The sequence below is a fragment of the Nocardia sp. NPDC056564 genome (genome assembly GCF_042793755.1).
Classification (GTDB): domain Bacteria; phylum Actinomycetota; class Actinomycetes; order Mycobacteriales; family Mycobacteriaceae; genus Nocardia.
This window is the reverse complement of record NZ_JBHTUR010000043.1, coordinates 1-18,503: the sequence shown is the minus strand read 5'-3', so window position 1 is coordinate 18,503 and position 18,503 is coordinate 1. Positions and strand designations below refer to the sequence as shown.

Below are 18,503 nucleotides of genomic sequence, written 5' to 3'. Positions count from 1 at the left end.
GTACTGCACTCGACAGGGTGTGGGAGAGTAGGACACCGCCGGAACATCATTGCAGAAGACCCCCAACACTGTTGGGGGTCTTCTTGCGTTTAGGGGTCTGTTCTCCGCGGGCGAAGAGCGTAGGCCGGCACCAGCTGATCCGGCACCCGGAGATCCGGCCGCCCATCGGCGTACTGCACGGTGAACGTCACCTTGCCCAGCCAGTCGCCATCCACGGTCGGCACCCAATGCGTGAGCAAACCCGGGCGCTCACCCCGCATGATCACCCCTGATCCATTGACATGCTTAGGCGTGCCCGGATCCCGAATAACAATGGCGTCCAACCGAACCCATACCGGCTTAGGCTGCTCGACCGCCGTCCGGTAGTAATGACCCATCGCGTTCGGATACGCCAACTCCGGCTCGGTGCCCTCGGTACGCTGCGGCCCATCACTCGAACCCATGTTCGAATAATAGCGGATGAAACGTCTATAAACCGACCGGCCGGTAGTGCGAGTTGGAGCGGACAGGCAAGCCAATCGCCGGCCAGGACCGAGGGCGAGCACCTTGACCTCGTCGCTTTCGACTCGACGGCTGACTATTTCGTGATCCCCAGACATGGATCAATCATCGGCTCATTCTCCTCGCCCGCGTCGTCACGAGGCTGTGGTCCAACTGCTTCGAGGACTCGACGGGCTGAGGTCGAGGAGCAGGTTGCTGAGTTCGACGGGCATGGTGATCATGCAGTCGTGGCCGGTGGGTAGTTCTCGGATCCGGGCCGGCGCGCCGTTGGGTTGGACGGCTGGGACGGGGCGGCGGGTGATGCCGGACGGTCGAGCGCCGACGCAATGGATGTGGGTGCGTGGGATCGATTGTGCGGCAGGGTTGTTCAGTCGGACTGGTTGTTGGAGGCAGCGGACGGGTTGGTCGGAGAGCATCGTGCGCAGCCAGGCGATGTCCGCGGGGTCGGTGACTCCGAACAGGCCGAGGGCCGAAGGGTGCTCGGGGAGTGGGGGGATGCGCCAGCCGCTGCCGGAGCTGGCGGCGAGGTCGATCAGGGTTTGACTGATGGGTTGGACGTCGACGGCGGTTTCTCCGTCCTCCGGGACCATCGCGTCGAGGTAGACCAGATGCCCGATACGGTCCGGAACCTGGTTCGCCACAGCCGAAATGACCAGGCCCGCATAGCTGTGACCCACCAGGATCACCTCGCTGAGGTCGTGCTCGCCGATCAGCGCGACGATGTCGTCGACGTGGGTGTCCAGCCCGACCTCCGGGCCGAGCAGATGCGCCTTGTCGCCGTAGCCGGTCAGCGACGGCGCGAGCACTCGATGCCCCGCCGACTCGAGCAGCGGAACCACCCGTTCCCAGCAGCGTCCGCTGTGCCAAGCGCCGTGTACCAGCAGAAATGTTGACATGGTCGAAACGTTCTCCTTCGCCGGGCACACCAGCGGACTGGCGGTCACTATTCATAACTCAGTACTCTTTGAGAACCATGACCAATGGTGATCGCTCGACCCGTCCCGGGCAATAAGGCACATTTTTGTGCTCGGGTTCCTTGGAGGTAACCGATGACCGAGCCGGACAACGCATGCCGGGCACGGGTAGTGCTCGGCATCGTCGGCGACAAATGGTCGCTGCTGGTCGTGCGCAACCTCCGAAACGGCCCGCGCCGCTTCACCGAACTCAAACGCGAGATCGACGGAATCAGCCAGCGCATGCTCACGGTCACCCTGCGCAGCCTCGAACGCGACGGAATCCTGACCCGCACCGTCCACAACGTCATGCCCCCGCACGTCAGCTACGAACTCACCCCAATGGGCCGGACCCTCCGCGAAGCCACCGCACCCCTGCTCGAGTGGAGCATCGCCCACCTCGAACGCATCGATGCCGCCCGAGCCGAATACGACAGCCGCCCCGCGACCCCACCCACCTAGAACCGGCACCCTCGGAATAACGCGATCCCATCCGTGCCGAGCGCTGCTTCGAATAATCAGCTGAACGGTGAACCGCTGATTGATCCACCTGGACGGATGGAGAACGGGTATGCCGAGCGTCATGAAGCGACGTGTCGCGGCTGTCATCGGAGTGGCGATTGCGAGCGGGCTGCTGGTGGCTCCCGCGTCGGCCGAGCCGGCGAAGCTTCCTGCCGCCGAGTATTGCGGGCAGGACGGTGGCGACGTGTATTTCCAGCAGAGCGGTAAGACGGATAAAGAAGTGTGCGTCGGCCGCGGCTACTCGGCGGGGTATTTCGTTTCGGCGAAGGGGGAGACGCAGGTCTGCTGTCTCCCTTGAGGTTTGGCGTTATACGAACAGGTCAGGAACCGTCACGCGTCGTGGCGGCCAGCGACCCGAGCAGGGCCAAGGCTTCGAGACTGGGCGAGCCAGGGTCGGCGTGGTAAACGACCAATGCTTGCCCGGGGCTGGAGCGAACGTCGAAGGTCTGCATTGTGAGGGTGATCGGGCCGACGGCATGGTGGGTGAAGCGTTTGCTTTCCAAGGCCTTTCCTCGAGCGTCGTGCGTGGTCCACAGTTCGGCGAATTCAGGACTCCGGTCGAGCAATTCGGTGAGCACCTGCTGGATCCGCGGATCGTTGGGCGCCTCGCCGTAGCCGAGACGGAACCCGGCGACGGAATTGCGGGCGACGGTGTGCCAATCGACGTAGAAGGATTTCGCGGCCGGGTCGGTGAAGACGACGTGCATCAGGTTGCGGGAATGGGTCCAGTCGTGGAAGAGCGCGTCGGCGATCTCGTTGGAGGCCAGGACGTCGTAGGCGCGGTTGTAGACGATGGCGGGGTTGTCCGGCCAGGCATCCATGAGTTGGAGCAGGCTCGGGTCGACGCGGACGGGCACGGCGGCCGCGAGGGCACGGGGACTGAGCCCGGCCAGCCGGAACAGGTGCCCGCGGCCGTCCTCGTCCAGGCGCAGCGCCGCGGCCAAGGCGTCGACGACCTGTGCCGACGGACCGCGTTCGCGTCCTTGCTCGAGCCGCACGTAATAGTCGACGCTCAGCCCGGCCAGCAGCGCGACCTCTTCGCGGCGTAGGCCGGGTACCCGCCGCAGTCCGGTGGTCGCGAGGTTCACCTCGTCGGGTCGTACCTGTGCGCGGCGGGCGCGCAGGTAGTCGCCTAGCTCGGTTGATGCCATGTCCGCATCGTAGGCCGGATCGCGGTGCCGTCCCTGGGTGCGTTACTCCCACGAGAGCGGCTGCCTGCCACCGCGACCACGATCCGCACACGATGGTCGACGTGGAGAAACAGCGAAACGAAACCATCCCATCCAGCTGGGACCTGACCGGCCGCGTCGCCGTCGTCACCGGCGCGGCCCGCGGCATCGGCCACGCCACGGCCGCACTGTTGCGTGCCCGGGGCGCCCAGCTGGTCGTCACCGACCGCCTCGACGCGGTCGAGCAACTCGCCCAGCACGACCCGGAGCACGTGGCCGCCCTGGTCGGCGATGTCTCCGACGAGGAATTGGCCCGCGCCACAATGCGATTGGCGGTCGAACGGTTCGGACGACTAGACATCCTGGTCAACAACGCGGGCCGCACCTTGAACAAGCCGGTCACCGAAACCAGCGTCGAGGAGTTCGACACCATCCTCCGGATCAACGCACGCGGCAATTTCGTGCAGGCCCGTGAGGCCTTCCGGGTGATGGAGCAGGGGAGCGGCGGGGCGATCGTGTCGATCGCGTCGGTCTCCTCGGTCGTCGCCTTCGCGACCCAGACCGCCTACGCCGCGTCGAAGGGCGCACTGGCGCAGATCACCCGGGTGCTCGCAATCGAGGGCGGCCCCAAAGGAATTCGTTCCAACGCCGTGCTGCCGGGCGTGATCGATACCGACATCATGGAGGGCGTGGTCGACAACGGCCGCGAGATGCTCGCCTCGTTCGGATCGGCGCACCCGATCGGCCGGATCGGCAAGCCCGAGGAGATCGCCGAGACCGTGGCGTTCCTCTGCTCCGACGCGGCGAGCTTCATCACCGGTGCGCTGCTCGCCGTCGACGGCGGCTGGACAGCTCAGTGAACGCGCAGGCCGGACGGCTGGCCGGCCGGGTCGCGCTGATCACCGGCGCGACCGGCGGCATCGGTCGCGCCACCGCCGAACTGTTCGCCCGCGAGGACGCGCAGCTGGTCGTCACCGACCGCGATGGGGACGCCGTCGAGGCGCTCGCCACGCGGCTTCGGGCCGACGATGCCGACGTGATGGGCGCTGAGCTGGATGTTTCCTCACCCGAGCAATGGAAGCGGGTGATCGAGTCGACCCGCCTGCGCTTCGGCGGCCTCGACATCCTGATCAATGTCGCCGGCGTCGTGGACTGGGCCGGGGTCGAGGACGCCGAGCAGGAGTCCTGGGATCGCGTGATCGCGGTCAACCAGACCGGGACCTGGCTCGGCATGAAGACAGCCATGCCGCTGCTGCGCGCGTCCGGCGCCGCCTCGATCGTCAACACGTCCTCGGTGTTGGGGCTGATCGGTAGTGGCGGAGCCGCCGCATATCACGCGTCGAAGGGCGCGGTCCGGCTGCTGACCAAGACCGCCGCCGTCGAATACGCGACCCGCGGCGTCCGGGTCAATTCCGTGCACCCCGGCGTCATTGCCACCCCCATGATTCAACAGATCCTCGACGAACAAGGAGACGAGCAACCCGATATCGTGCGCACACCCATGCGCCGCGCCGGCCTCGCCAGTGAGGTCGCGTCCGTCATGCTGTTCCTCGCCGGTCCCGAATCCGCTTATGTGACAGGCGCGGAACTCGTCGTGGACGGCGGCCTGACCGCCCATTGACGGTCCGGTGACCGGCCCCGCCGAGTACCCGGCGGGGCCGGGTCACCCCGGCGAACGCGAAACTACTTGTCGGCAATGAGCTTTCCGCCGACCGCGTACCCGTCGGCGGGGTACTCCTCGATCCAGACGTGCACCGATTCGGCAGGCGACTTGTAGGCGTCGACGAAGGCGTCGGTGATCCGGCGAACCAGCTCGCGCTTGGCCGCATCGGTCTTGGGCAGTTGCTGGACAATGACGTTCGGCATTGCGGGTCCCTTTCTCGGTGCCCGCTCACCGTGTCGAGCGGGCCTACCGACAAATCTGCTGCAGAGCGCCGCCCGGTCCAAGACCGAGTTCGCGCACGCAGCGATCACCGATCGTGATCGTCGAATTCGCAGGCGGCGAGCAGGATCTCCAGCGCGGGCGGTGCGGCCGCGGCCCGCACGATGAGTGCGGTTTCCAGCGAAAGGCCGGGCGCGGCAAGCGAATTGAACACCACCCTGGTGCTGCGGAGTTGCCGCGCGTGGGCGGCGTAGACGACGGTCCAGCTGGTGTCCGAGCCGATCATCGCCAGGGTGTCCGACAGCGCGGAGCTGACCGGTCCCGGCACCGGCTCGAATCCGGCCGCGTGACAGGCGTCCACGACGAGGTCGACCAGCGGCGCGTTGGTGCGACGTTCGGTGAGCCGCAACGGGTATGGCGCCAGATCGGCCAGCGCGAGTTCCCCGGCGCCGGCCAGCGGATGTCGCGCGGAGATCGCGACCAGCAGCGGGTCGTCCCACACCGGGATGCGCCGCAGCCCCGGGTGCTCGATCCGGCCGCGGATGAACGCGGCGTCGAGCCGCCCGTCCAGCACCTGTTCGACGCGTGCCCGGGTGGACGCGGACACCGTCTCGACCCGCACCTGCGGTACCAGGCGTTCCATGATGCGATCGAGATGATCGCCCAGGCCGGTGCTGGTGCCGAGGCGCAGCGTCGCGCCCGCGACGAACCCGGTGATCGAGGCCTTCGCGCGGGCGGCCGCGGCCAGCGCGTCCCGCGCGCCGGGCAGGAATTGCGCGCCGGCATCGGTCAGCACGACCCGGCGCGGCGACCGATCGAACAACTCGACCCCCAGCTCGCGTTCCAGCTGACGAACCTGCTGGCTGACCGCCGATTGCACGATGTGCAGCCGCTCGGCCGCCCGCCCGAAGTGCAGTTCCTCGGCGACGGTGACGAAGTACCGGAGTTGACGCAATTCCACCGGGCCGACCCTACGGGCGGGGACGGTCGCGCCGTCGCCGCGCCTGGGTCATCGGTTCGACGGATCCAGCGCGGTCGCCCGGACGGCGTCGGCGACGGCCCGGAAATCCTTGCGCAGAATGTGCGAGTGGTTGCTCGGCACCTTCGCGCTGACCTGGATGTTCGGGTTGCGCTCCAGCACAGGGTCGAGCGCGGCCCGGGCCGCCTCCATCTCTTCTTCGCCGCCGCCGAGGTTGGCGCCGGTGGCCAGGACATAGCGCATCGGGCAGGTCACGTGGTCGAGCACCGGGGCGAGCGCGGCGTGCAGCTCGTTGGCCTCGATGTTGATGTCGGCGTGCTGCTCGGCGGACATGCGCGCGGCCAGGCCGAACGGGCGGGCCAGCGGCAGCAGGAAACGCATCTTGTGGAACAGCTTCCGGATCCGCTCGCGGCCTTCCGCGCCGGTCAGGCCGTAGGGCAGCGCGCCGTCCACCGACACGACGCCCAGCACGCGATCCGGATTGCGTTCGGCCCAGTGCGCCGCGAGCAGCGCGCCGTAGGACCAGCCCACGATGATCGGCCGGTCCACGCCGGTCGCCGCGAGCACGGCATCGATATCGCGCAGACAGGCTTCGAAGGAGTAGTCCGCGGACCGCTTCGACTTACCGCGTGCCCGCTCGTCGAAGGTGATGTGGCGGTAGTCGCCGCCGAGCTCGGCGATCACCGGCCGCCACGGGCGCTGGTCGGCGTAGGAGCCGTTGAGGTAGATGACGGCCTGGCCGGGGCCGCGGGTATCGGTCACCGCCAGTGCGGTGTCGTCGACCGCGACCATGCCGGACCAGGTCGAGGTGCTCGAGGTGTTCGCTGTGTTGGTCATGGGTGTACTGTCGCGAGCCCGGCTGATACCGGCCTGACGCTGACCTGACACGGCGACTGACACCGGTCGGGGGTGGGTCAGTACGGTGCGGGCACGTCGATGACGAGTTCGGACGGGCTGGGGTTCGTGCTCACCTGGACCGCGACCCGACCCGAACCGGGGAGGGTGAAGACGGCGGCGTTCCAGCCGTAATGTCCGTCGTGCACGGTTGTCTTGGTCTCGGTGATGCCGGCACCGGAATCCAGATTGCGCATGGTGACCGTGGTGGAAACCTGGCAGTCGTTTCCGCCGCCCGGCGCGGCCGACATCGACCCGAGCGGATTGTTGGCGGCATCGGGGGTGAAATTCACGCTGACCGTGGCCGAGCTGTCGATGAAATTCGCGAACTCACGCGCTTGCTGCCCCTGATTGGCGGATACCTCGGCATTGACCGTGCCCGCGCAGCCGGGTCCCACGTCGGTGTGGGCCGCGTCGAAATGCATCGGGTCCGCGGACGCGGGGCCTGCGGACATCGCGATCGTGACCATCGGCAGGAACGATATCGCCGCAACCTTCAGAACGCCTCGCATGATGACTCCCGTCTTCGGGTGGATCAGCAGTGGATCGATCGGACCACGCATACGGTGCGAATACAGCTATCTTTCGGCAAAAGGTCACGCTAGCAGAGCGAATCCGAGGTCATCAACTGGATCGAATTCCCGAGGGCAGCACGACGAGCTTGCCGGTGGCCTGATCGTTCTCCATATATCGATGGGCCGCGACGATATCGGCCAATCCGAATACCTGGTCGATATGGGGTCGATAGCGGCCCGCCTCGACCTCGTCGACAATTCGCTGCAACACCGCCGCGTTGCCTTTCACGCTGTCGCTGTGGAATGCGGTGAACCTGGTGCCGGACGGGATCATCGCTATCGGTTCGAAATCCCGGATGGACCATCCGCTGAGCGAGCCCGCCACGCAGACCGTTCCGCCGGGCCGGACCAGGCGCAGCGAGTCCACCGCCGTGCTTGCGCCGACCAGGTCGAGCACGTAGTCGGGGCCCTCCGGCCAGATCGCGCGCAGGTCGGCGGCCAGCGATTCGCCGTCGTCGACGAGCGGGTGGTCGACGCCGGTCAGCGCGTCCACCCGGTCCGGCCGACGGGTCGTCGCGGCGGTCTCGATGCCGCGCGCGGACGCGATCGACGCGGCCGCCAGTCCCACCGACGAGGTCCCGCCGCGAATCAGGAGCCGGTCGTTTCTCCCTATGCCCAAGGTGTCCAGCGCCCCGTGGGCGGTCAGGTAGGTTTCGGGCAGCGCGGCCAGCACGTCCCAGGGCAAGGTCGAATCGACCGGCATCAGTAAGGAATTCGGCAGCAACGCGTACTCGGCGTAACCGCCGTCGAACGCTCGGCCCATCTCGCCCATCACCGCCGCGACTGTCGTCCCTTCCGACAGCCGATGGTCGGTCGAGGCGGCGAGGACGCCCACGCATTCGATGCCGAGCACGCGCGGAAACCGCACGGACGGGGAATGTCCCTGCCTGGTCCGCAATTCCGAGCGGTTCAAGCCCGCGCCTTTCACCTGCACCAGACTCCACCCCGGCCGAACCGCAGGCACTGGCAATTCGCGGAGTTCCAATACCTCCGGGCCGCCCGCTCCGACACAGACCGCGGCTTTCATCGTTCTATCGCGCATGCCTTCACTGTCCTGGGCGGGCGGTGCGGCGGGCCACCGATAGGATGCCAAGTTATGCCCGTTGGCCGCCAAGCTCCGCGGACGTCCCGGCTGTGGCCGTCCGGTGGGGCGCACCTGTGGCCGTCGGGCGGAACCAGTTCCGCGCATTCGCATCCCCGTGGGCATCTGGTGTATGCCGCTCGCGGCGTCCTCTCCGTGCACACCGAACGCGGCACGTCGATCGTGCCGGCCAATCGAGTCGCATGGACGCCCGCCGGAGTTACGCACTACCACCGCGCGCACGGCGACACCGATATGCGGATCGAGTTCCTGCCCGGCTCGCTGGCGCGGTTCGTGCCGGACCGTCCTGCCGTGTTCCTGGCCTCCGACCTGGCCCGCGCGCTGCTGCTGAACCTCACCGGCCCGCGCAATGACGACCGCGACGACGACCGTGCCGCCCGCGCCCGATTGCGCCGCGTGCTCGTCGACGAACTGCGCGAGGCCGACGAGCAGCCGCTACAGCTACCCGAACCGCACGACGACCGCTTGCGCGCCGTCGCCCGGCTGCTGTACGAAAACCCCTCGGACAACACGCCATTGGCAGAACTCGGACACACGATCGGGGCCAGCGGGCGCACGCTCAGCCGGCTCCTGCGCGACGAACTCGGCATGACCTTCTACGAATGGCGCACCCAGCTGCGCGTCTATCACGCACTCATCCTGCTCGCCGACGGCCACGACACGACCCGGGTCGCCCACGCGTGCGGCTGGGCGAACCCGAGCGGATTCATCGCGGCCTTCACCGACGTCATCGGCACCACGCCGGGTCGCTACCGGGCTGCGGGACTCAGCGGAAAGCGTTGAACCCTAATGGAACCCATCCACCCTCGGTAGATCGAATTCGCCAACGCCCGGCAGTGAACGGCCGAATCCGTGCTGGACTTCGCCGCGTGCCGTCGGTGGTCGAGTCTCCAATGGGCCGCACGGATCCGCCGATCGGGAGTGAGTCGCCACGTGCCCTCCTGGGGCCTGGCGGAGGACCGGAAGTGTCCGGCGGCAACGTAACCGGAGACGCTCAGCCGCTTTCGGCTTGCCGGACTGCCGAACCACCGGCCGGCGGTCTGCCCGAACTCGGCACGATCAGGGTCGTGATCGCCCACCCAGGCAACGATGCCGTCGGGTCGGACGAGCACGGCGCCCGCCCCGAGATCATCCTGCGCCGTTCCGGCCACAGATCGAATCTGCTTCTCCCAGCGCATGGCTGAATCGCGCAGAACCCGGTCGATCGAAGGGTTCGGCGCCCGACGCCGCCGGCAACGGAGACAACATCCCGCGGCGATGGAACATCTCGACCGAGGCGGCGGACAATCCGCGCGTCCCTAGGGGATTCGCTTTGAACGGGTCGCGCGGCTCCGCCTCCCGCTCCAGCATCAGCACCGAACAGCCCGCGCCGGCCGGCAGCAGACCGACCGGCCCGGCGCCCACGATCACCACGTCATGCATGCGGGTTCGCCGTTCCGGCGGCACCGCTGAACACGTCGGTCATGCGCTGGGCCGGGTCGTCGCCGTCGAACAGGCCCGCGAAGAACTCGACGGCCTCGGTGGCGACCTCGGTGCTGCGGGCGAACATGGCCTGCTCGTACTGGGCGAGCGCGGCCTCGACGTTATCGGGATGCGCGGCAAGCGCTTTGCCGAGGTCGGCGCCGTCGAGCATGGCCAGGTTGGCGCCCTCGCCGTTGGGGGCGGCGACGTGGGCGGCGTCACCGATCAGGGTCACGCCCGGCACCCGATCCCATCGATGGTCGAGCGGCAGCGCGTAGTGCGGGCGGTGCACCGGCGCGGTGTCGGTATCGGTGATCAGGGCGGTGAGTTCCGGTGCCCAGCCGTCGTATTCGCGTGCGATCCGGGCGGTGGCCGCGGCCGCGTCGGTGAAGTCGATGGCGGTGAACCATTCCAACGGCCGGGCCAGCACCGCGTAAGTGTGGACGGTGTCGCCCTTTTCGCGGTGCGCGTGGATCTCCGTGCCCTGGGTGGGCGCGAACATCCCGCCGCCGCCAACGGCTTTCGCGGCGGCCGGGTGGCGGGTGTCGGCTTCGAACAGGTAGGTCTCGACGAAGGACGTGCCGGTGTATTCCGGCGTGGCAGCGGAGACCAGTGGCCGGACCCGGGACCATGCGCCGTCCGCGCCGACCAGCAGATCGGTGACGACGGAGCTGCCGTCGGCGAAGGTCACCGCATGGCGGCCGTCGCCAAGCGCGCGGGTACCGCTGACCTTGCGGTCCCATTGGACGGTGCCCGCGGGGAGCGAGTCGAGCAGCAGCTGGCGTAGCTCGCCGCGCTGCACCTCGGGGCGTCCGCCCGAGCCGTCGTCGGGCTTGTCGAGCAGGACCGCCCCGTGCTGATCGAGGACCCGGATCGCCTGGCGGCCCGCCAGGATGATCCCGCGGAACTCGTCCATCAGGTCGGCCGCCTCGACCGCGAGCTGGCCGTTGTAGTCGTGGATGTCGAGCATGCCGCCCTGCCTGCGGGTGGTCGGGGAGGGCTCGGCCTCGTAGACCGTCGCCGGAATGCCGTGGACGTGCAGGACGCGGGCCAGCGTGAGTCCGCCGAGCCCCGCCCCGATGATCGTGACCGGTGTCGTCATGGTGGATCCTTTCCCGGAATAGCTATGGAACGACGTTCCATGGCGTCCATGTTGGAACAACATTCCAGACGTGTCAAGATGGACCTCGTGGCGACCGGCAAACAGCGCACCGAACGACGGACCGACGCGCTCTCGAAAGAGCGGATCGTGGAGGCGGGCATCGAGCTGCTCGACGCGACCGGTGAGGGCGGGCTGACCTTCCGCGCCCTGACCGAGCGCCTCGCCACCGGACCGGGGGCGATCTACTGGCACGTCGCGAACAAGGGCGAGTTGCTCGCCGCCGCCACCGAGGCCGTCGTCGCCACCGCGCTGGCCGCCGAACCCGCCGAGTCACCCGACTCGCCGCCGGCCGCGATCCGCGCCGTTGCCCTCGGCCTGTTCGACGCGATCGACGAACACCCTTGGCTGGCAACGCAACTCGGCCTGCAGCTGTCCCGTAGTCCGGCCGGCCCGGTGACCCCGCAGATTCTCGAAAGCATCGGTCGCCAGGTGCGCGCTCTCGGCGTCCCCGAGGACAGCTGGTTCAGCACCGCAACCGCGTTGGTGCACTACATCTTCGGCGCCGCAGGCCAATACACCGCGAACGCCCGCGTCCTCGACGCCGACGTAGACCGCGCCGAATTCCTCACCACCGTCGCGAACGCCTGGGCCGAACTAGATCCCGACGCCTACCCGTTCACCCGAGCGATTGCCGAACAAGCCCGCGAACACGACGACCGCGCCCAGTTCCTCGCCGGCATCGACCTCATTCTGGCCGGGATCACCGCACTCCACCTGCCACGCACCTCCTGAGCCAACGGTCTCGCCGCGGCGGTTCGTTGCGGCGGCGGGCATCGGGGTGAACCAGGTGGTCCAGGATCAGCGGGACCGATACTGGCGGAGGGCAATTCGGGCCAGGTGCACGACTGCGGCACCGACGCCGGCGCCCAGTATCCATCCGACGAGGACGTCGGTCGGCCAGTGTGCGCCGAGATAGACCATCGCGCTGCCGATCAGCGCGACGATCAGGGTGAGCACGGCGGCGATCCAGCGCCGGTATCGCGGCGGCCGAGGCAGGACCAGATAGGTGGCGACCGCTGCGGCCGCCGTCATGGCCGCGACGGTGGACGGCATCGACCACCCGCCGATCTCGACCACCGCGAGGTCCGTCGACGGTCGTGCTCGCCGAATGATCTGCTTGGCCGCGGCCGCCAGCGCCGTCGCCGCCACGACCGCGGCTCCGATGGTGAATCCCTGCCACCACCAGCGTTTCGTGACGATGAGGACCAGCCCGATCACGCCGACGGCCGCGACGACCGCGACGTTCGCCCCCATATCCATCGCCCATCTCGCAAGCGTGGTCAACGCCGATGTCCGCTGCTGGGAAAGCCATTGCAGGAGATCCAGATCTAGACTCACCGAGCCCATTCTGCCGGGACTTCGCGTGCCATGCGCCCGAGCCCTCCGCGCGCTCGCGAGGTGAACTCGACTCCGAGGAGGCGTGCCAAAGCTGTTCCGGCGCGACGATTTCCGTGCGTCGCCGGATGCCCTTCGCGGGCGGTGCGATGCCGGTCGGCGCCGACTCCGAATTTGCGGCGGGCGACGCCACCGACGCGTCAGCGGTTGAACTCGCTCGGCGCTGAGACACTCGGGCGGATATAGGTTCTCGCGCGCAGCGTGGTCAGTGCCAGCGGAAGCGGAAGAAGTTGCCGAGGCCGTTGCGCCGCCAGTCGCGAATCATCGTCGGTGTCGGAAGCCAGAACGGCTCCACTCGGGGAAGCCCGGATCGCGTCGTGTCGATGAGGCCGAAGCGACGAAGGTTGCGGGCTATCCGCAGCAGCGGGAACTCGGGTTGGTAGTCGTACTCCAGGCGCTTCCGGCCGAGGAGTTCGGTGATCAGGTGCGACATCTGTTCGGGCGAACGGGTCGTGCCCTTGATCTCTGGATGCTCGCCGCGCCACCGGTCGGCGGCCTCCTCGGCGGCGAAGAAGCTGTTGAAGTCGCACCAGCCGACGACCCGGTGGGGCATCTCGCGCAGCGGGTAACCGAGGTGCACGCGAAGGGTTTTCGGTTCGTAGTCCAGCAGGATCCCGTCGCGCCCGAGCAGGCGAACGGGTTGTCCGGTCTGCCGGCACACCGAGTCGACGATCACCTCCGCTCCGGGGAATTGGCCGGATATCGCGCAGGCCTCGACCGCGCATTCGGCGAACCAGTGTTGGGCGCCGTCGACGGTTATCCGGTAGTGGTTCTCGAAGGTGGCGAAGGGGCGCGCGTAGACGAGTTCGCCCGCGGGCGGCTGCGGGGTGGGCAGCGGTTCGTCCTGGAAAACGGGACTGCCTGCATGCTCTTCATCTTGGCGCGCCACGCATATCGCGCCTTCCAGATCACGCAGGTCCGCGTCGAGCTCCGGGCCGGACACCGCGAACTCCGCACGCAGTTCGGCGATCGTCGGCGCGGTTCCGGTGCGCCGGACCTGGTCCATGATCCGATGCCGGATCGCGCGGGCGCGGGTACTGAGCTCTGCCATGGTGGTCTCCCCGGATGGTCAGGATGGATCGCGAAAACCCATGCCGTGCATGACGGTTCGCACGTGGCCGCGGAAGAGTTCGTCCGGGTCGGCGATCAGCGCGGCGATGCTGCCGAATGTTTCGCCGGCGATGAAGCCGAGGATGCCGGCCCAGGCGTTGATCAGGATGCCGGGAACCGGGCTCGGCGCCGTCGAGTCGCCGCCGAGGAGCCGGCCCGCCGCCAGCGCCGGCACCAGGGTGGCCGTCGGGTCAGCGGTGCCCTGCGCGACCGCGGCCAAATACGGCGTCGCGACGGCGGCCATCAGCCGGCCCGCGGCCGGGCCGGTCTCCTCGGGTCGGGCTTGGTATCCGGGGATCGGGGTTCCGTTGATCAGGGCGAACTCGGCGGGGTTGGCCAGCGCCCAGCGCCGCGCTGCCGCGCATCCGGCGCTCCACTGTTCGGCGGGCTCGGCGCCGGGGTCCTGTGCGCCGGTCATCGCCGCCGTGAGCGCGTCGTACGAGTCGACGCACAGCGCGGTGATCAGCGCCGACTGGCAGTCGAAATAGCGGAACAGCGCGGCGGGGGACATGCGCATCTCCCTGGCGATGCCGCGCAGCGACAGTCCGCCCGTTCCGGCGGTCGCGAGTTGTTGCCGCGCAAGAGATTTGATCTCGGCGATCGTCGCGGCCCGGCGTTGCGCCCGCCTGGTCGGCGCCTGATCGGCGGTGGTCTCCGGCACGGTTGTCCTTCCTCGGGAGGCATGATCGCGGACATGTACAGTGATCACTGTACGCTATGTGATCAGTGATCGCATTTATCCGAGTCCGAGAGCTATCAAGCAGGTGGGAAGGGGTGCTGTGCACGAAGACGTGCGCGCGATGGTGGCGCGGGAGCGGGCGGATCTGGCGGAACTGCTGGGCACGCTCACCGACGAGCAGTGGAATTCCGAATCGCTGTGCGCCGGGTGGCGGGTTCGCGATGTCGCCGCGCATCTGCTCTACGAGGTGACGCCGCCGCTCACCTACACGCTGGAGACGCTGCGGGCCGGCGGATCCTTCGACCGGATCAACGCTCGCTATGTCGAGCGTTGGCGAGACCGGCCGATCGACGAACTGCTCGCGGCCTTCCGGAAGACTCGCCGCGGCGGATTCCCGACTCGATTCGCGCCCCGAATTGCCCTTGCCGACACGTTGATTCATCACCAGGACATCCGGCGGCCGCTTGGTCTGCGCAGGACGGTGCCCGCGCCGCACCTGCTGACGTTGCTGCGCCATCCCGACCCGTTCCTGCGGCCCTGGGCGCGCATGCGCGGATTGCGTTTCACCGCAACCGATGTGGACTGGGAGCGCGGGAGCGGGCCGGCCGTCGAAGGCCCGGGCGAGGCGATCGTCTTGGCCGTGGCGGGGCGGCCCGCCGCGTTGACCGACCTCGACGGCGCGGGCGTCGACATCTTGCGTGGGCGTCTCGGGTGACGGGCCGATGACGCTGTCGCGCAGCGGGAATTGTCCGATCGACGCGCGGACTCGGTGTGTCAGAATTCGCGGATGGGTGATCCCGTGATCGACGTCGCCGTGGGTAGCGACATCGGCAACCGCTATTCGGCGAACTTCGATGTCACCTATCTGCGCGCGCAGCCGCTGCTGGCGGTGGTGGCGGATGGGATGGGGGATGGGCCGGGTAGCGCGGCCGCGGGTCGCACCGCTGTCGACATGTTCATCGATCACGTCGCCCGCGCGAAAGACCCGGGGCCGGACACCTTCCGGGCCGCGGTGGCCGCCGCTGATGCCAGGGTGAACCGAATTGGCCAGGAGTTGCGGAATTTGGCGGGCTGCACATTGACTGCCATGGTGGCCACGCCGCACGGCTACAGCATCGTGCAGATCGGCGACTCGCGCGTGTACCGGCTGCGCGACGGACTGCTCGAACTGCTGACGACGGACCACACGATGGCCTGGCTCGGCGCCGTGCACGGCTGGTATCCGTTCGATTCGCAGCAGGCCGCGTCGGCGCGCTACCACCTGACCCGATACGTCGGACGTGGTGGCGCTCCGGAGCCGGATGTGCTCAGCGTGACTCTGCGCCCCGGCGACCGCTATCTACTGTGCAGCGACGGAGTGTCCGAGCAGGTCGGCTATGACGACCTCCGGCTCTTCCTCGGTCGCGACGTAGCACCGCAAGCGGTCATCACCGATCTGCTGAAAGCCTGTGAGAGAGCGGGCGGAAACGACAACGCGTCCGCCATCGTGATCCGGGTCGACTGATCGGTCGGCCGAAATCGGCCACCGCTGAACAGAATCCGATCGCTCAGGCGGTTCCACCGCGCCATCGGTCCTCGCCGGCGCGGCCCAGGTTGGCTGGAGAACGCCTGGCGTACTGCCAAGCAGTGGGCAGTGACTGCCAACGTTCCCTCGCTGCTATTTGCCGCAACACGCGGGGGATAAAGTCCGTTGTATTACAGCGGATCTGCCGCGGAAGACGCTGGAGTTTCGATGTTTCCGCGGTCCATCGGGAGGGTTTATATGCATATCAAAGCTCGGCGGCTCGCGCTGTCGGCCATTGTCATTGCGGCGTCGGCGATTACCTTGAGTTTTCCCACCGCTACCGCTGATCCGGGACGCTGCGGAGTTTCCGTAACGAGTGGGATCGACACGGGGAAGCAGGTTCCGAGTTTCATCTACCTCATGCGCAACGACTGCTCGGCGGGGGCGAACTTCCGGGTCTACCAGTACACGCTCGGCCGTGACGCCCAGGCCGGGAACGGTCAGACCTGCCAGTGGGTCAACGCCCATGACACGGCGACCTTCTGGGATCCGGTCGGCGACCAGACCTGGCAACCGCTCAGCTGCTGAAACCGATCCACCCCAGAAGGAATGACGTGAACAACATCAAGCGCGTAGCAGCATCGATCGCCGGGGTCACGGCGATCGCGGGAATCTTCGGCATCGCCGCACCGACGATCGCCCAGGCGGATCCCGGTCGCTGTGGGGTCTCCGTCGAAGGCCCATCCAATTCCGGAACGCAGTGGGCGTACTTCGTTCGGAACGATTGCTCCGCCAATATCCAGGTCAAGGTCCACCTGTACAACCTCGATAGAGACACCTCGTGCCACTGGATTGTGCCCGGTGAAACGGTCGCCTTGTTCTCGAACTTTATCGATAACAGCTGGCAGGCGATCCCTTGCTGAGGTTGACTAACCGCTGAGTGTGCGTCGAGCCGCGGTCGGCTCGACGCATCACGGCACCTGGCGGTCACGGCGGACGCGATCCGGCAGTGACAAATGTGAGGCGAGCTTGTGTCGCTCTCACCACGCCAGTAAACGAATCACGGTGAGCAGGAACGGTCCGCAATGGCGGGGGCGCTTCTATCGTGGGCCACGCCACATATAAGCAGCCACGCATGACTAGCGCAGGGGACCACCCAATGACTGTGACCGATGAGTACCTGCAGAACAACGCAACCTACGCGAGCACCTTCACCGGCCCGCTGCCCTTGCCGCCGGCCAAGCAGGTCGCGGTGGTCGCGTGCATGGACGCCAGACTGAATGTCTATGGCGCGCTTGGCATCAAGGAGGGCGAGTCGCACGTCATCCGCAATGCGGGCGGCGTGATCACCGCCGACGAGATCCGGTCGCTGGCGATCAGTCAGCGCCTGCTCGGCACCCGGGAGATCATCCTGATCCACCACACCGACTGCGGCATGCTGACGTTCACCGACGACGACTTCAAGTCCTCGATCCAGCAGGACGTCGGGATCAAGCCGGAGTGGGCGGCGGAAGCGTTCTCCGATCTGGAAACCGATGTGCGGCAATCGATTGCCCGCATCGTCGCCAGCCCGTTCGTGCCGCACAAGGACTCTATCCGCGGCTTCATCTTCGACGTGGCCACCGGCAAGCTGAACGAGGTGCTCGCCGACTGACCGCACGCACGTCACGAGATCCGGGCCCGCGCGGCCCGGATCTCGTCGTTTCGTCACCCGACACGCCGTCCCGACCCACACTGCCGACCTGTCGGTTAGACGACACGCGCCCGAACATGTGCCGCACGGCACCGCTGTGATCGGCCGAACCGCCACCCAGGGCGTCCTGAGCTGCACGAACGCTACCCGCCGGTAGACAAATCGGGCACCGAATATGGTTGCTATTGCGCTCGGATGTCCCTATCCTCAAGCGCGTGTCGATTCCCGCCGCCCGCCACAGCGCAGCGCTCAATGTCGCAGACCGCGACGGCGTTGCGCTAATTCCGCTTACCGCGATGGTGGCGCAGCGGCGACTTCTCCTCGTAGTAACCCGCCGTAGCGGGGTCTGATTCGGACCGGCCCCCTCGCTGCGGGCTGAACGACTTGTTAGTGCTGGTCCCCTCTGTCAACTGAGCCACGACATTCCTCGGGAAGACCTACTTTCAAATGACAATCCTCACGCTCGATACCCATGCCTTCCATGCCGCCGCGCCCAAGGGCCTGCGGCACGAAAGCGCCGAACTCACCCCGGCGCAATTCCACGACCGCTACTGCGAGCACACCGGGCCGATTCGGCTCGGCGACTGGTCGCCGGCGGGTAGCCGCAACGCCGAGTTCGCGGTGACGCTGGAATTCGCCGATCACCTGCGCACGGTCGTCGCGTCCGGCAGCCTGGTGGCGGCGATGACCTCGGCCCTCTACGAAGAGGGCTACCACGTCGAGATCCTGCAGTTCCACCAGCGCCGCACCGGCGAAGGCACCGCGACCTTCGTCCAGTGCGAATGCAACGGCAGGCGCGGCTGGGGCGCGGCCCTGGCCGACGACAGCGCCGAATCGACGGTTCGCGCGATGATTGCCGGAGTCAACAAGCTCGGTAGCTGACCGACGCGAAAAAGGGCCGTTCCGCTCGGCTGAGCGGAAC

The 18,503-nt window shown here is 67.6% G+C and carries 26 protein-coding genes; 12 read left to right on the top strand and 14 right to left on the bottom strand.

Annotated elements, in window-relative coordinates; all coding sequences use genetic code 11:
• Nucleotides 1-89: 89 nt before the first annotated feature.
• Nucleotides 90-443, bottom strand: coding sequence for a hypothetical protein (locus tag ACFQ9K_RS45325; protein WP_378726845.1), 354 nt, complete (start codon nucleotides 441-443; stop codon nucleotides 90-92).
• 192 nt (nucleotides 444-635) lie between these two features.
• Nucleotides 636-1,397: an alpha/beta fold hydrolase gene (locus ACFQ9K_RS45320; RefSeq protein WP_378726847.1), complete on the bottom strand. Its 762-nt coding sequence runs from the start codon at nucleotides 1,395-1,397 to the stop codon at nucleotides 636-638.
• Nucleotides 1,398-1,550: 153 nt separating this feature from the next.
• Between ACFQ9K_RS45320 and ACFQ9K_RS45315 the strand changes: the two genes are divergently transcribed.
• Both ACFQ9K_RS45315 and ACFQ9K_RS45310 read left to right on the top strand, forming a co-directional pair.
• Nucleotides 1,551-1,916 (top strand): winged helix-turn-helix transcriptional regulator, encoded by a 366-nt coding sequence (locus ACFQ9K_RS45315; RefSeq protein ID WP_378726849.1) that lies wholly within the window; start codon nucleotides 1,551-1,553, stop codon nucleotides 1,914-1,916.
• A 109-nt stretch (nucleotides 1,917-2,025) separates the two neighbouring features.
• Entirely contained in the window at nucleotides 2,026-2,274 is a 249-nt protein-coding gene (locus ACFQ9K_RS45310; protein WP_378726850.1) for a hypothetical protein, read from the top strand.
• Between the two features lie 22 nt (nucleotides 2,275-2,296).
• Here ACFQ9K_RS45310 and ACFQ9K_RS45305 read toward each other — a convergent pair whose 3' ends face one another.
• Nucleotides 2,297-3,127 (bottom strand): helix-turn-helix transcriptional regulator, encoded by an 831-nt coding sequence (locus ACFQ9K_RS45305; RefSeq protein WP_378726852.1) that lies wholly within the window; start codon nucleotides 3,125-3,127, stop codon nucleotides 2,297-2,299.
• A gap of 101 nt (nucleotides 3,128-3,228) precedes the next feature.
• On the opposite strand from ACFQ9K_RS45305, the gene ACFQ9K_RS45300 reads away from it, so the two are divergent.
• Both ACFQ9K_RS45300 and ACFQ9K_RS45295 read left to right on the top strand, forming a co-directional pair.
• On the top strand, nucleotides 3,229-4,005 hold the full coding sequence (locus tag ACFQ9K_RS45300) for an SDR family NAD(P)-dependent oxidoreductase (RefSeq protein WP_378726854.1): 777 nt from the start codon (nucleotides 3,229-3,231) through the stop codon (nucleotides 4,003-4,005).
• Complete coding sequence (locus ACFQ9K_RS45295) at nucleotides 4,002-4,766, top strand: SDR family NAD(P)-dependent oxidoreductase (RefSeq protein WP_378984586.1); 765 nt, start codon at nucleotides 4,002-4,004, stop codon at nucleotides 4,764-4,766. The genes ACFQ9K_RS45300 and ACFQ9K_RS45295 overlap by 4 nt, the downstream gene beginning before the upstream one ends.
• Before the next feature lie 62 nt (nucleotides 4,767-4,828).
• Here the strand turns inward: ACFQ9K_RS45295 and ACFQ9K_RS45290 are convergent, their stop codons facing one another.
• The 5 genes from ACFQ9K_RS45290 to ACFQ9K_RS45270 form a co-directional block, all read right to left on the bottom strand.
• Nucleotides 4,829-5,011: a tautomerase family protein gene (locus ACFQ9K_RS45290; protein WP_378984583.1), complete on the bottom strand. Its 183-nt coding sequence runs from the start codon at nucleotides 5,009-5,011 to the stop codon at nucleotides 4,829-4,831.
• A gap of 104 nt (nucleotides 5,012-5,115) precedes the next feature.
• A complete protein-coding gene (locus tag ACFQ9K_RS45285; protein WP_378725013.1) occupies nucleotides 5,116-5,988 on the bottom strand; it encodes a LysR substrate-binding domain-containing protein in 873 nt (290 codons plus the stop codon).
• Nucleotides 5,989-6,036: 48 nt separating this feature from the next.
• Entirely contained in the window at nucleotides 6,037-6,843 is an 807-nt protein-coding gene (locus tag ACFQ9K_RS45280; RefSeq protein WP_378725011.1) for an alpha/beta fold hydrolase, read from the bottom strand.
• 77 nt (nucleotides 6,844-6,920) lie between these two features.
• Complete coding sequence (locus tag ACFQ9K_RS45275) at nucleotides 6,921-7,412, bottom strand: hypothetical protein (RefSeq protein WP_378725009.1); 492 nt, start codon at nucleotides 7,410-7,412, stop codon at nucleotides 6,921-6,923.
• 112 nt (nucleotides 7,413-7,524) lie between these two features.
• Nucleotides 7,525-8,517: a zinc-binding dehydrogenase gene (locus ACFQ9K_RS45270; protein ID WP_378725007.1), complete on the bottom strand. Its 993-nt coding sequence runs from the start codon at nucleotides 8,515-8,517 to the stop codon at nucleotides 7,525-7,527.
• 54 nt (nucleotides 8,518-8,571) lie between these two features.
• Between ACFQ9K_RS45270 and ACFQ9K_RS45265 the strand changes: the two genes are divergently transcribed.
• On the top strand, nucleotides 8,572-9,360 hold the full coding sequence (locus ACFQ9K_RS45265; RefSeq protein ID WP_378725005.1) for an AraC family transcriptional regulator: 789 nt from the start codon (nucleotides 8,572-8,574) through the stop codon (nucleotides 9,358-9,360).
• Here ACFQ9K_RS45265 and ACFQ9K_RS45260 read toward each other — a convergent pair.
• From ACFQ9K_RS45260 to ACFQ9K_RS45250, 3 genes are read right to left on the bottom strand one after another with little or no spacing between them, the layout of a single operon-like run.
• Nucleotides 9,327-9,755 (bottom strand): hypothetical protein, encoded by a 429-nt coding sequence (locus ACFQ9K_RS45260; protein WP_378725003.1) that lies wholly within the window; start codon nucleotides 9,753-9,755, stop codon nucleotides 9,327-9,329. The genes ACFQ9K_RS45265 and ACFQ9K_RS45260 overlap by 34 nt on opposite strands.
• A complete protein-coding gene (locus ACFQ9K_RS45255) occupies nucleotides 9,706-9,999 on the bottom strand; it encodes an FAD-dependent monooxygenase (RefSeq protein WP_378725001.1) in 294 nt (97 codons plus the stop codon). The genes ACFQ9K_RS45260 and ACFQ9K_RS45255 overlap by 50 nt, the downstream gene beginning before the upstream one ends.
• A complete protein-coding gene (locus tag ACFQ9K_RS45250; RefSeq protein ID WP_378724999.1) occupies nucleotides 9,992-11,140 on the bottom strand; it encodes an FAD-dependent oxidoreductase in 1,149 nt (382 codons plus the stop codon). Before ACFQ9K_RS45250 ends, ACFQ9K_RS45255 begins: the two co-directional genes overlap by 8 nt.
• Before the next feature lie 78 nt (nucleotides 11,141-11,218).
• Between ACFQ9K_RS45250 and ACFQ9K_RS45245 the strand changes: the two genes are divergently transcribed.
• Entirely contained in the window at nucleotides 11,219-11,932 is a 714-nt protein-coding gene (locus tag ACFQ9K_RS45245; RefSeq protein ID WP_378724997.1) for a TetR/AcrR family transcriptional regulator, read from the top strand.
• Nucleotides 11,933-11,998: 66 nt separating this feature from the next.
• Here ACFQ9K_RS45245 and ACFQ9K_RS45240 read toward each other — a convergent pair whose 3' ends face one another.
• From ACFQ9K_RS45240 to ACFQ9K_RS45230, 3 genes are all read right to left on the bottom strand, one after another.
• Nucleotides 11,999-12,538: a phosphatase PAP2 family protein gene (locus ACFQ9K_RS45240; RefSeq protein WP_378724995.1), complete on the bottom strand. Its 540-nt coding sequence runs from the start codon at nucleotides 12,536-12,538 to the stop codon at nucleotides 11,999-12,001.
• Nucleotides 12,539-12,800: 262 nt separating this feature from the next.
• Nucleotides 12,801-13,646, bottom strand: coding sequence for an alkylmercury lyase family protein (locus ACFQ9K_RS45235; protein ID WP_378724993.1), 846 nt, complete (start codon nucleotides 13,644-13,646; stop codon nucleotides 12,801-12,803).
• Between the two features lie 18 nt (nucleotides 13,647-13,664).
• Entirely contained in the window at nucleotides 13,665-14,366 is a 702-nt protein-coding gene (locus ACFQ9K_RS45230) for a TetR/AcrR family transcriptional regulator (RefSeq protein ID WP_378724991.1), read from the bottom strand.
• 139 nt (nucleotides 14,367-14,505) lie between these two features.
• Here ACFQ9K_RS45230 and ACFQ9K_RS45225 point away from each other — a divergent pair, with 139 nt between their 5' ends.
• The 6 genes from ACFQ9K_RS45225 (at nucleotide 14,506) to ACFQ9K_RS45200 (ending at nucleotide 18,463) form a co-directional block, all read left to right on the top strand.
• Complete coding sequence (locus ACFQ9K_RS45225) at nucleotides 14,506-15,099, top strand: maleylpyruvate isomerase family mycothiol-dependent enzyme (RefSeq protein WP_378725015.1); 594 nt, start codon at nucleotides 14,506-14,508, stop codon at nucleotides 15,097-15,099.
• A 72-nt stretch (nucleotides 15,100-15,171) separates the two neighbouring features.
• The gene (locus ACFQ9K_RS45220) at nucleotides 15,172-15,888 is read left to right on the top strand and encodes a PP2C family protein-serine/threonine phosphatase (protein WP_378724989.1); all 717 of its coding nucleotides are present in this window, start codon (nucleotides 15,172-15,174) and stop codon (nucleotides 15,886-15,888) included.
• Nucleotides 15,889-16,146: 258 nt separating this feature from the next.
• A complete protein-coding gene (locus tag ACFQ9K_RS45215; RefSeq protein WP_378724987.1) occupies nucleotides 16,147-16,476 on the top strand; it encodes a hypothetical protein in 330 nt (109 codons plus the stop codon).
• Nucleotides 16,477-16,502: 26 nt separating this feature from the next.
• Nucleotides 16,503-16,811, top strand: a complete 309-nt coding sequence (locus ACFQ9K_RS45210; protein ID WP_378724985.1) for a hypothetical protein — start codon at nucleotides 16,503-16,505, stop codon at nucleotides 16,809-16,811.
• A gap of 236 nt (nucleotides 16,812-17,047) precedes the next feature.
• A complete protein-coding gene (locus ACFQ9K_RS45205) occupies nucleotides 17,048-17,542 on the top strand; it encodes a beta-class carbonic anhydrase (RefSeq protein ID WP_378724983.1) in 495 nt (164 codons plus the stop codon).
• Between the two features lie 486 nt (nucleotides 17,543-18,028).
• The gene (locus ACFQ9K_RS45200) at nucleotides 18,029-18,463 is read left to right on the top strand and encodes a 2-keto-3-deoxygluconate kinase (RefSeq protein ID WP_378724980.1); all 435 of its coding nucleotides are present in this window, start codon (nucleotides 18,029-18,031) and stop codon (nucleotides 18,461-18,463) included.
• Nucleotides 18,464-18,503: the final 40 nt, after the last annotated feature.

What these genes read in the sequence shown, in the direction of transcription:
- ACFQ9K_RS45325 (WP_378726845.1), bottom strand. Translation starts at nt 443, where the DNA reads ATGGGTTCGAGTGATGGGCCGCAGCGTACCGAGGGCACCGAGCCGGAG.
- ACFQ9K_RS45320 (WP_378726847.1), bottom strand. Translation starts at nt 1,397, where the DNA reads ATGTCAACATTTCTGCTGGTACACGGCGCTTGGCACAGCGGACGCTGC.
- ACFQ9K_RS45315 (WP_378726849.1), top strand. Translation starts at nt 1,551, where the DNA reads ATGACCGAGCCGGACAACGCATGCCGGGCACGGGTAGTGCTCGGCATC.
- ACFQ9K_RS45310 (WP_378726850.1), top strand. Translation starts at nt 2,026, where the DNA reads ATGCCGAGCGTCATGAAGCGACGTGTCGCGGCTGTCATCGGAGTGGCG.
- ACFQ9K_RS45305 (WP_378726852.1), bottom strand. Translation starts at nt 3,127, where the DNA reads ATGGCATCAACCGAGCTAGGCGACTACCTGCGCGCCCGCCGCGCACAG.
- ACFQ9K_RS45290 (WP_378984583.1), bottom strand. Translation starts at nt 5,011, where the DNA reads ATGCCGAACGTCATTGTCCAGCAACTGCCCAAGACCGATGCGGCCAAG.
- ACFQ9K_RS45280 (WP_378725011.1), bottom strand. Translation starts at nt 6,843, where the DNA reads ATGACCAACACAGCGAACACCTCGAGCACCTCGACCTGGTCCGGCATG.
- ACFQ9K_RS45275 (WP_378725009.1), bottom strand. Translation starts at nt 7,412, where the DNA reads ATGCGAGGCGTTCTGAAGGTTGCGGCGATATCGTTCCTGCCGATGGTC.
- ACFQ9K_RS45270 (WP_378725007.1), bottom strand. Translation starts at nt 8,517, where the DNA reads ATGCGCGATAGAACGATGAAAGCCGCGGTCTGTGTCGGAGCGGGCGGC.
- ACFQ9K_RS45265 (WP_378725005.1), top strand. Translation starts at nt 8,572, where the DNA reads ATGCCCGTTGGCCGCCAAGCTCCGCGGACGTCCCGGCTGTGGCCGTCC.
- ACFQ9K_RS45260 (WP_378725003.1), bottom strand. Translation starts at nt 9,755, where the DNA reads ATGCGCTGGGAGAAGCAGATTCGATCTGTGGCCGGAACGGCGCAGGAT.
- ACFQ9K_RS45255 (WP_378725001.1), bottom strand. Translation starts at nt 9,999, where the DNA reads ATGCATGACGTGGTGATCGTGGGCGCCGGGCCGGTCGGTCTGCTGCCG.
- ACFQ9K_RS45250 (WP_378724999.1), bottom strand. Translation starts at nt 11,140, where the DNA reads ATGACGACACCGGTCACGATCATCGGGGCGGGGCTCGGCGGACTCACG.
- ACFQ9K_RS45245 (WP_378724997.1), top strand. Translation starts at nt 11,219, where the DNA reads ATGGACCTCGTGGCGACCGGCAAACAGCGCACCGAACGACGGACCGAC.
- ACFQ9K_RS45235 (WP_378724993.1), bottom strand. Translation starts at nt 13,646, where the DNA reads ATGGCAGAGCTCAGTACCCGCGCCCGCGCGATCCGGCATCGGATCATG.
- ACFQ9K_RS45225 (WP_378725015.1), top strand. Translation starts at nt 14,506, where the DNA reads ATGGTGGCGCGGGAGCGGGCGGATCTGGCGGAACTGCTGGGCACGCTC.
- ACFQ9K_RS45220 (WP_378724989.1), top strand. Translation starts at nt 15,172, where the DNA reads ATGGGTGATCCCGTGATCGACGTCGCCGTGGGTAGCGACATCGGCAAC.
- ACFQ9K_RS45215 (WP_378724987.1), top strand. Translation starts at nt 16,147, where the DNA reads ATGCATATCAAAGCTCGGCGGCTCGCGCTGTCGGCCATTGTCATTGCG.
- ACFQ9K_RS45205 (WP_378724983.1), top strand. Translation starts at nt 17,048, where the DNA reads ATGACTGTGACCGATGAGTACCTGCAGAACAACGCAACCTACGCGAGC.
- ACFQ9K_RS45200 (WP_378724980.1), top strand. Translation starts at nt 18,029, where the DNA reads ATGACAATCCTCACGCTCGATACCCATGCCTTCCATGCCGCCGCGCCC.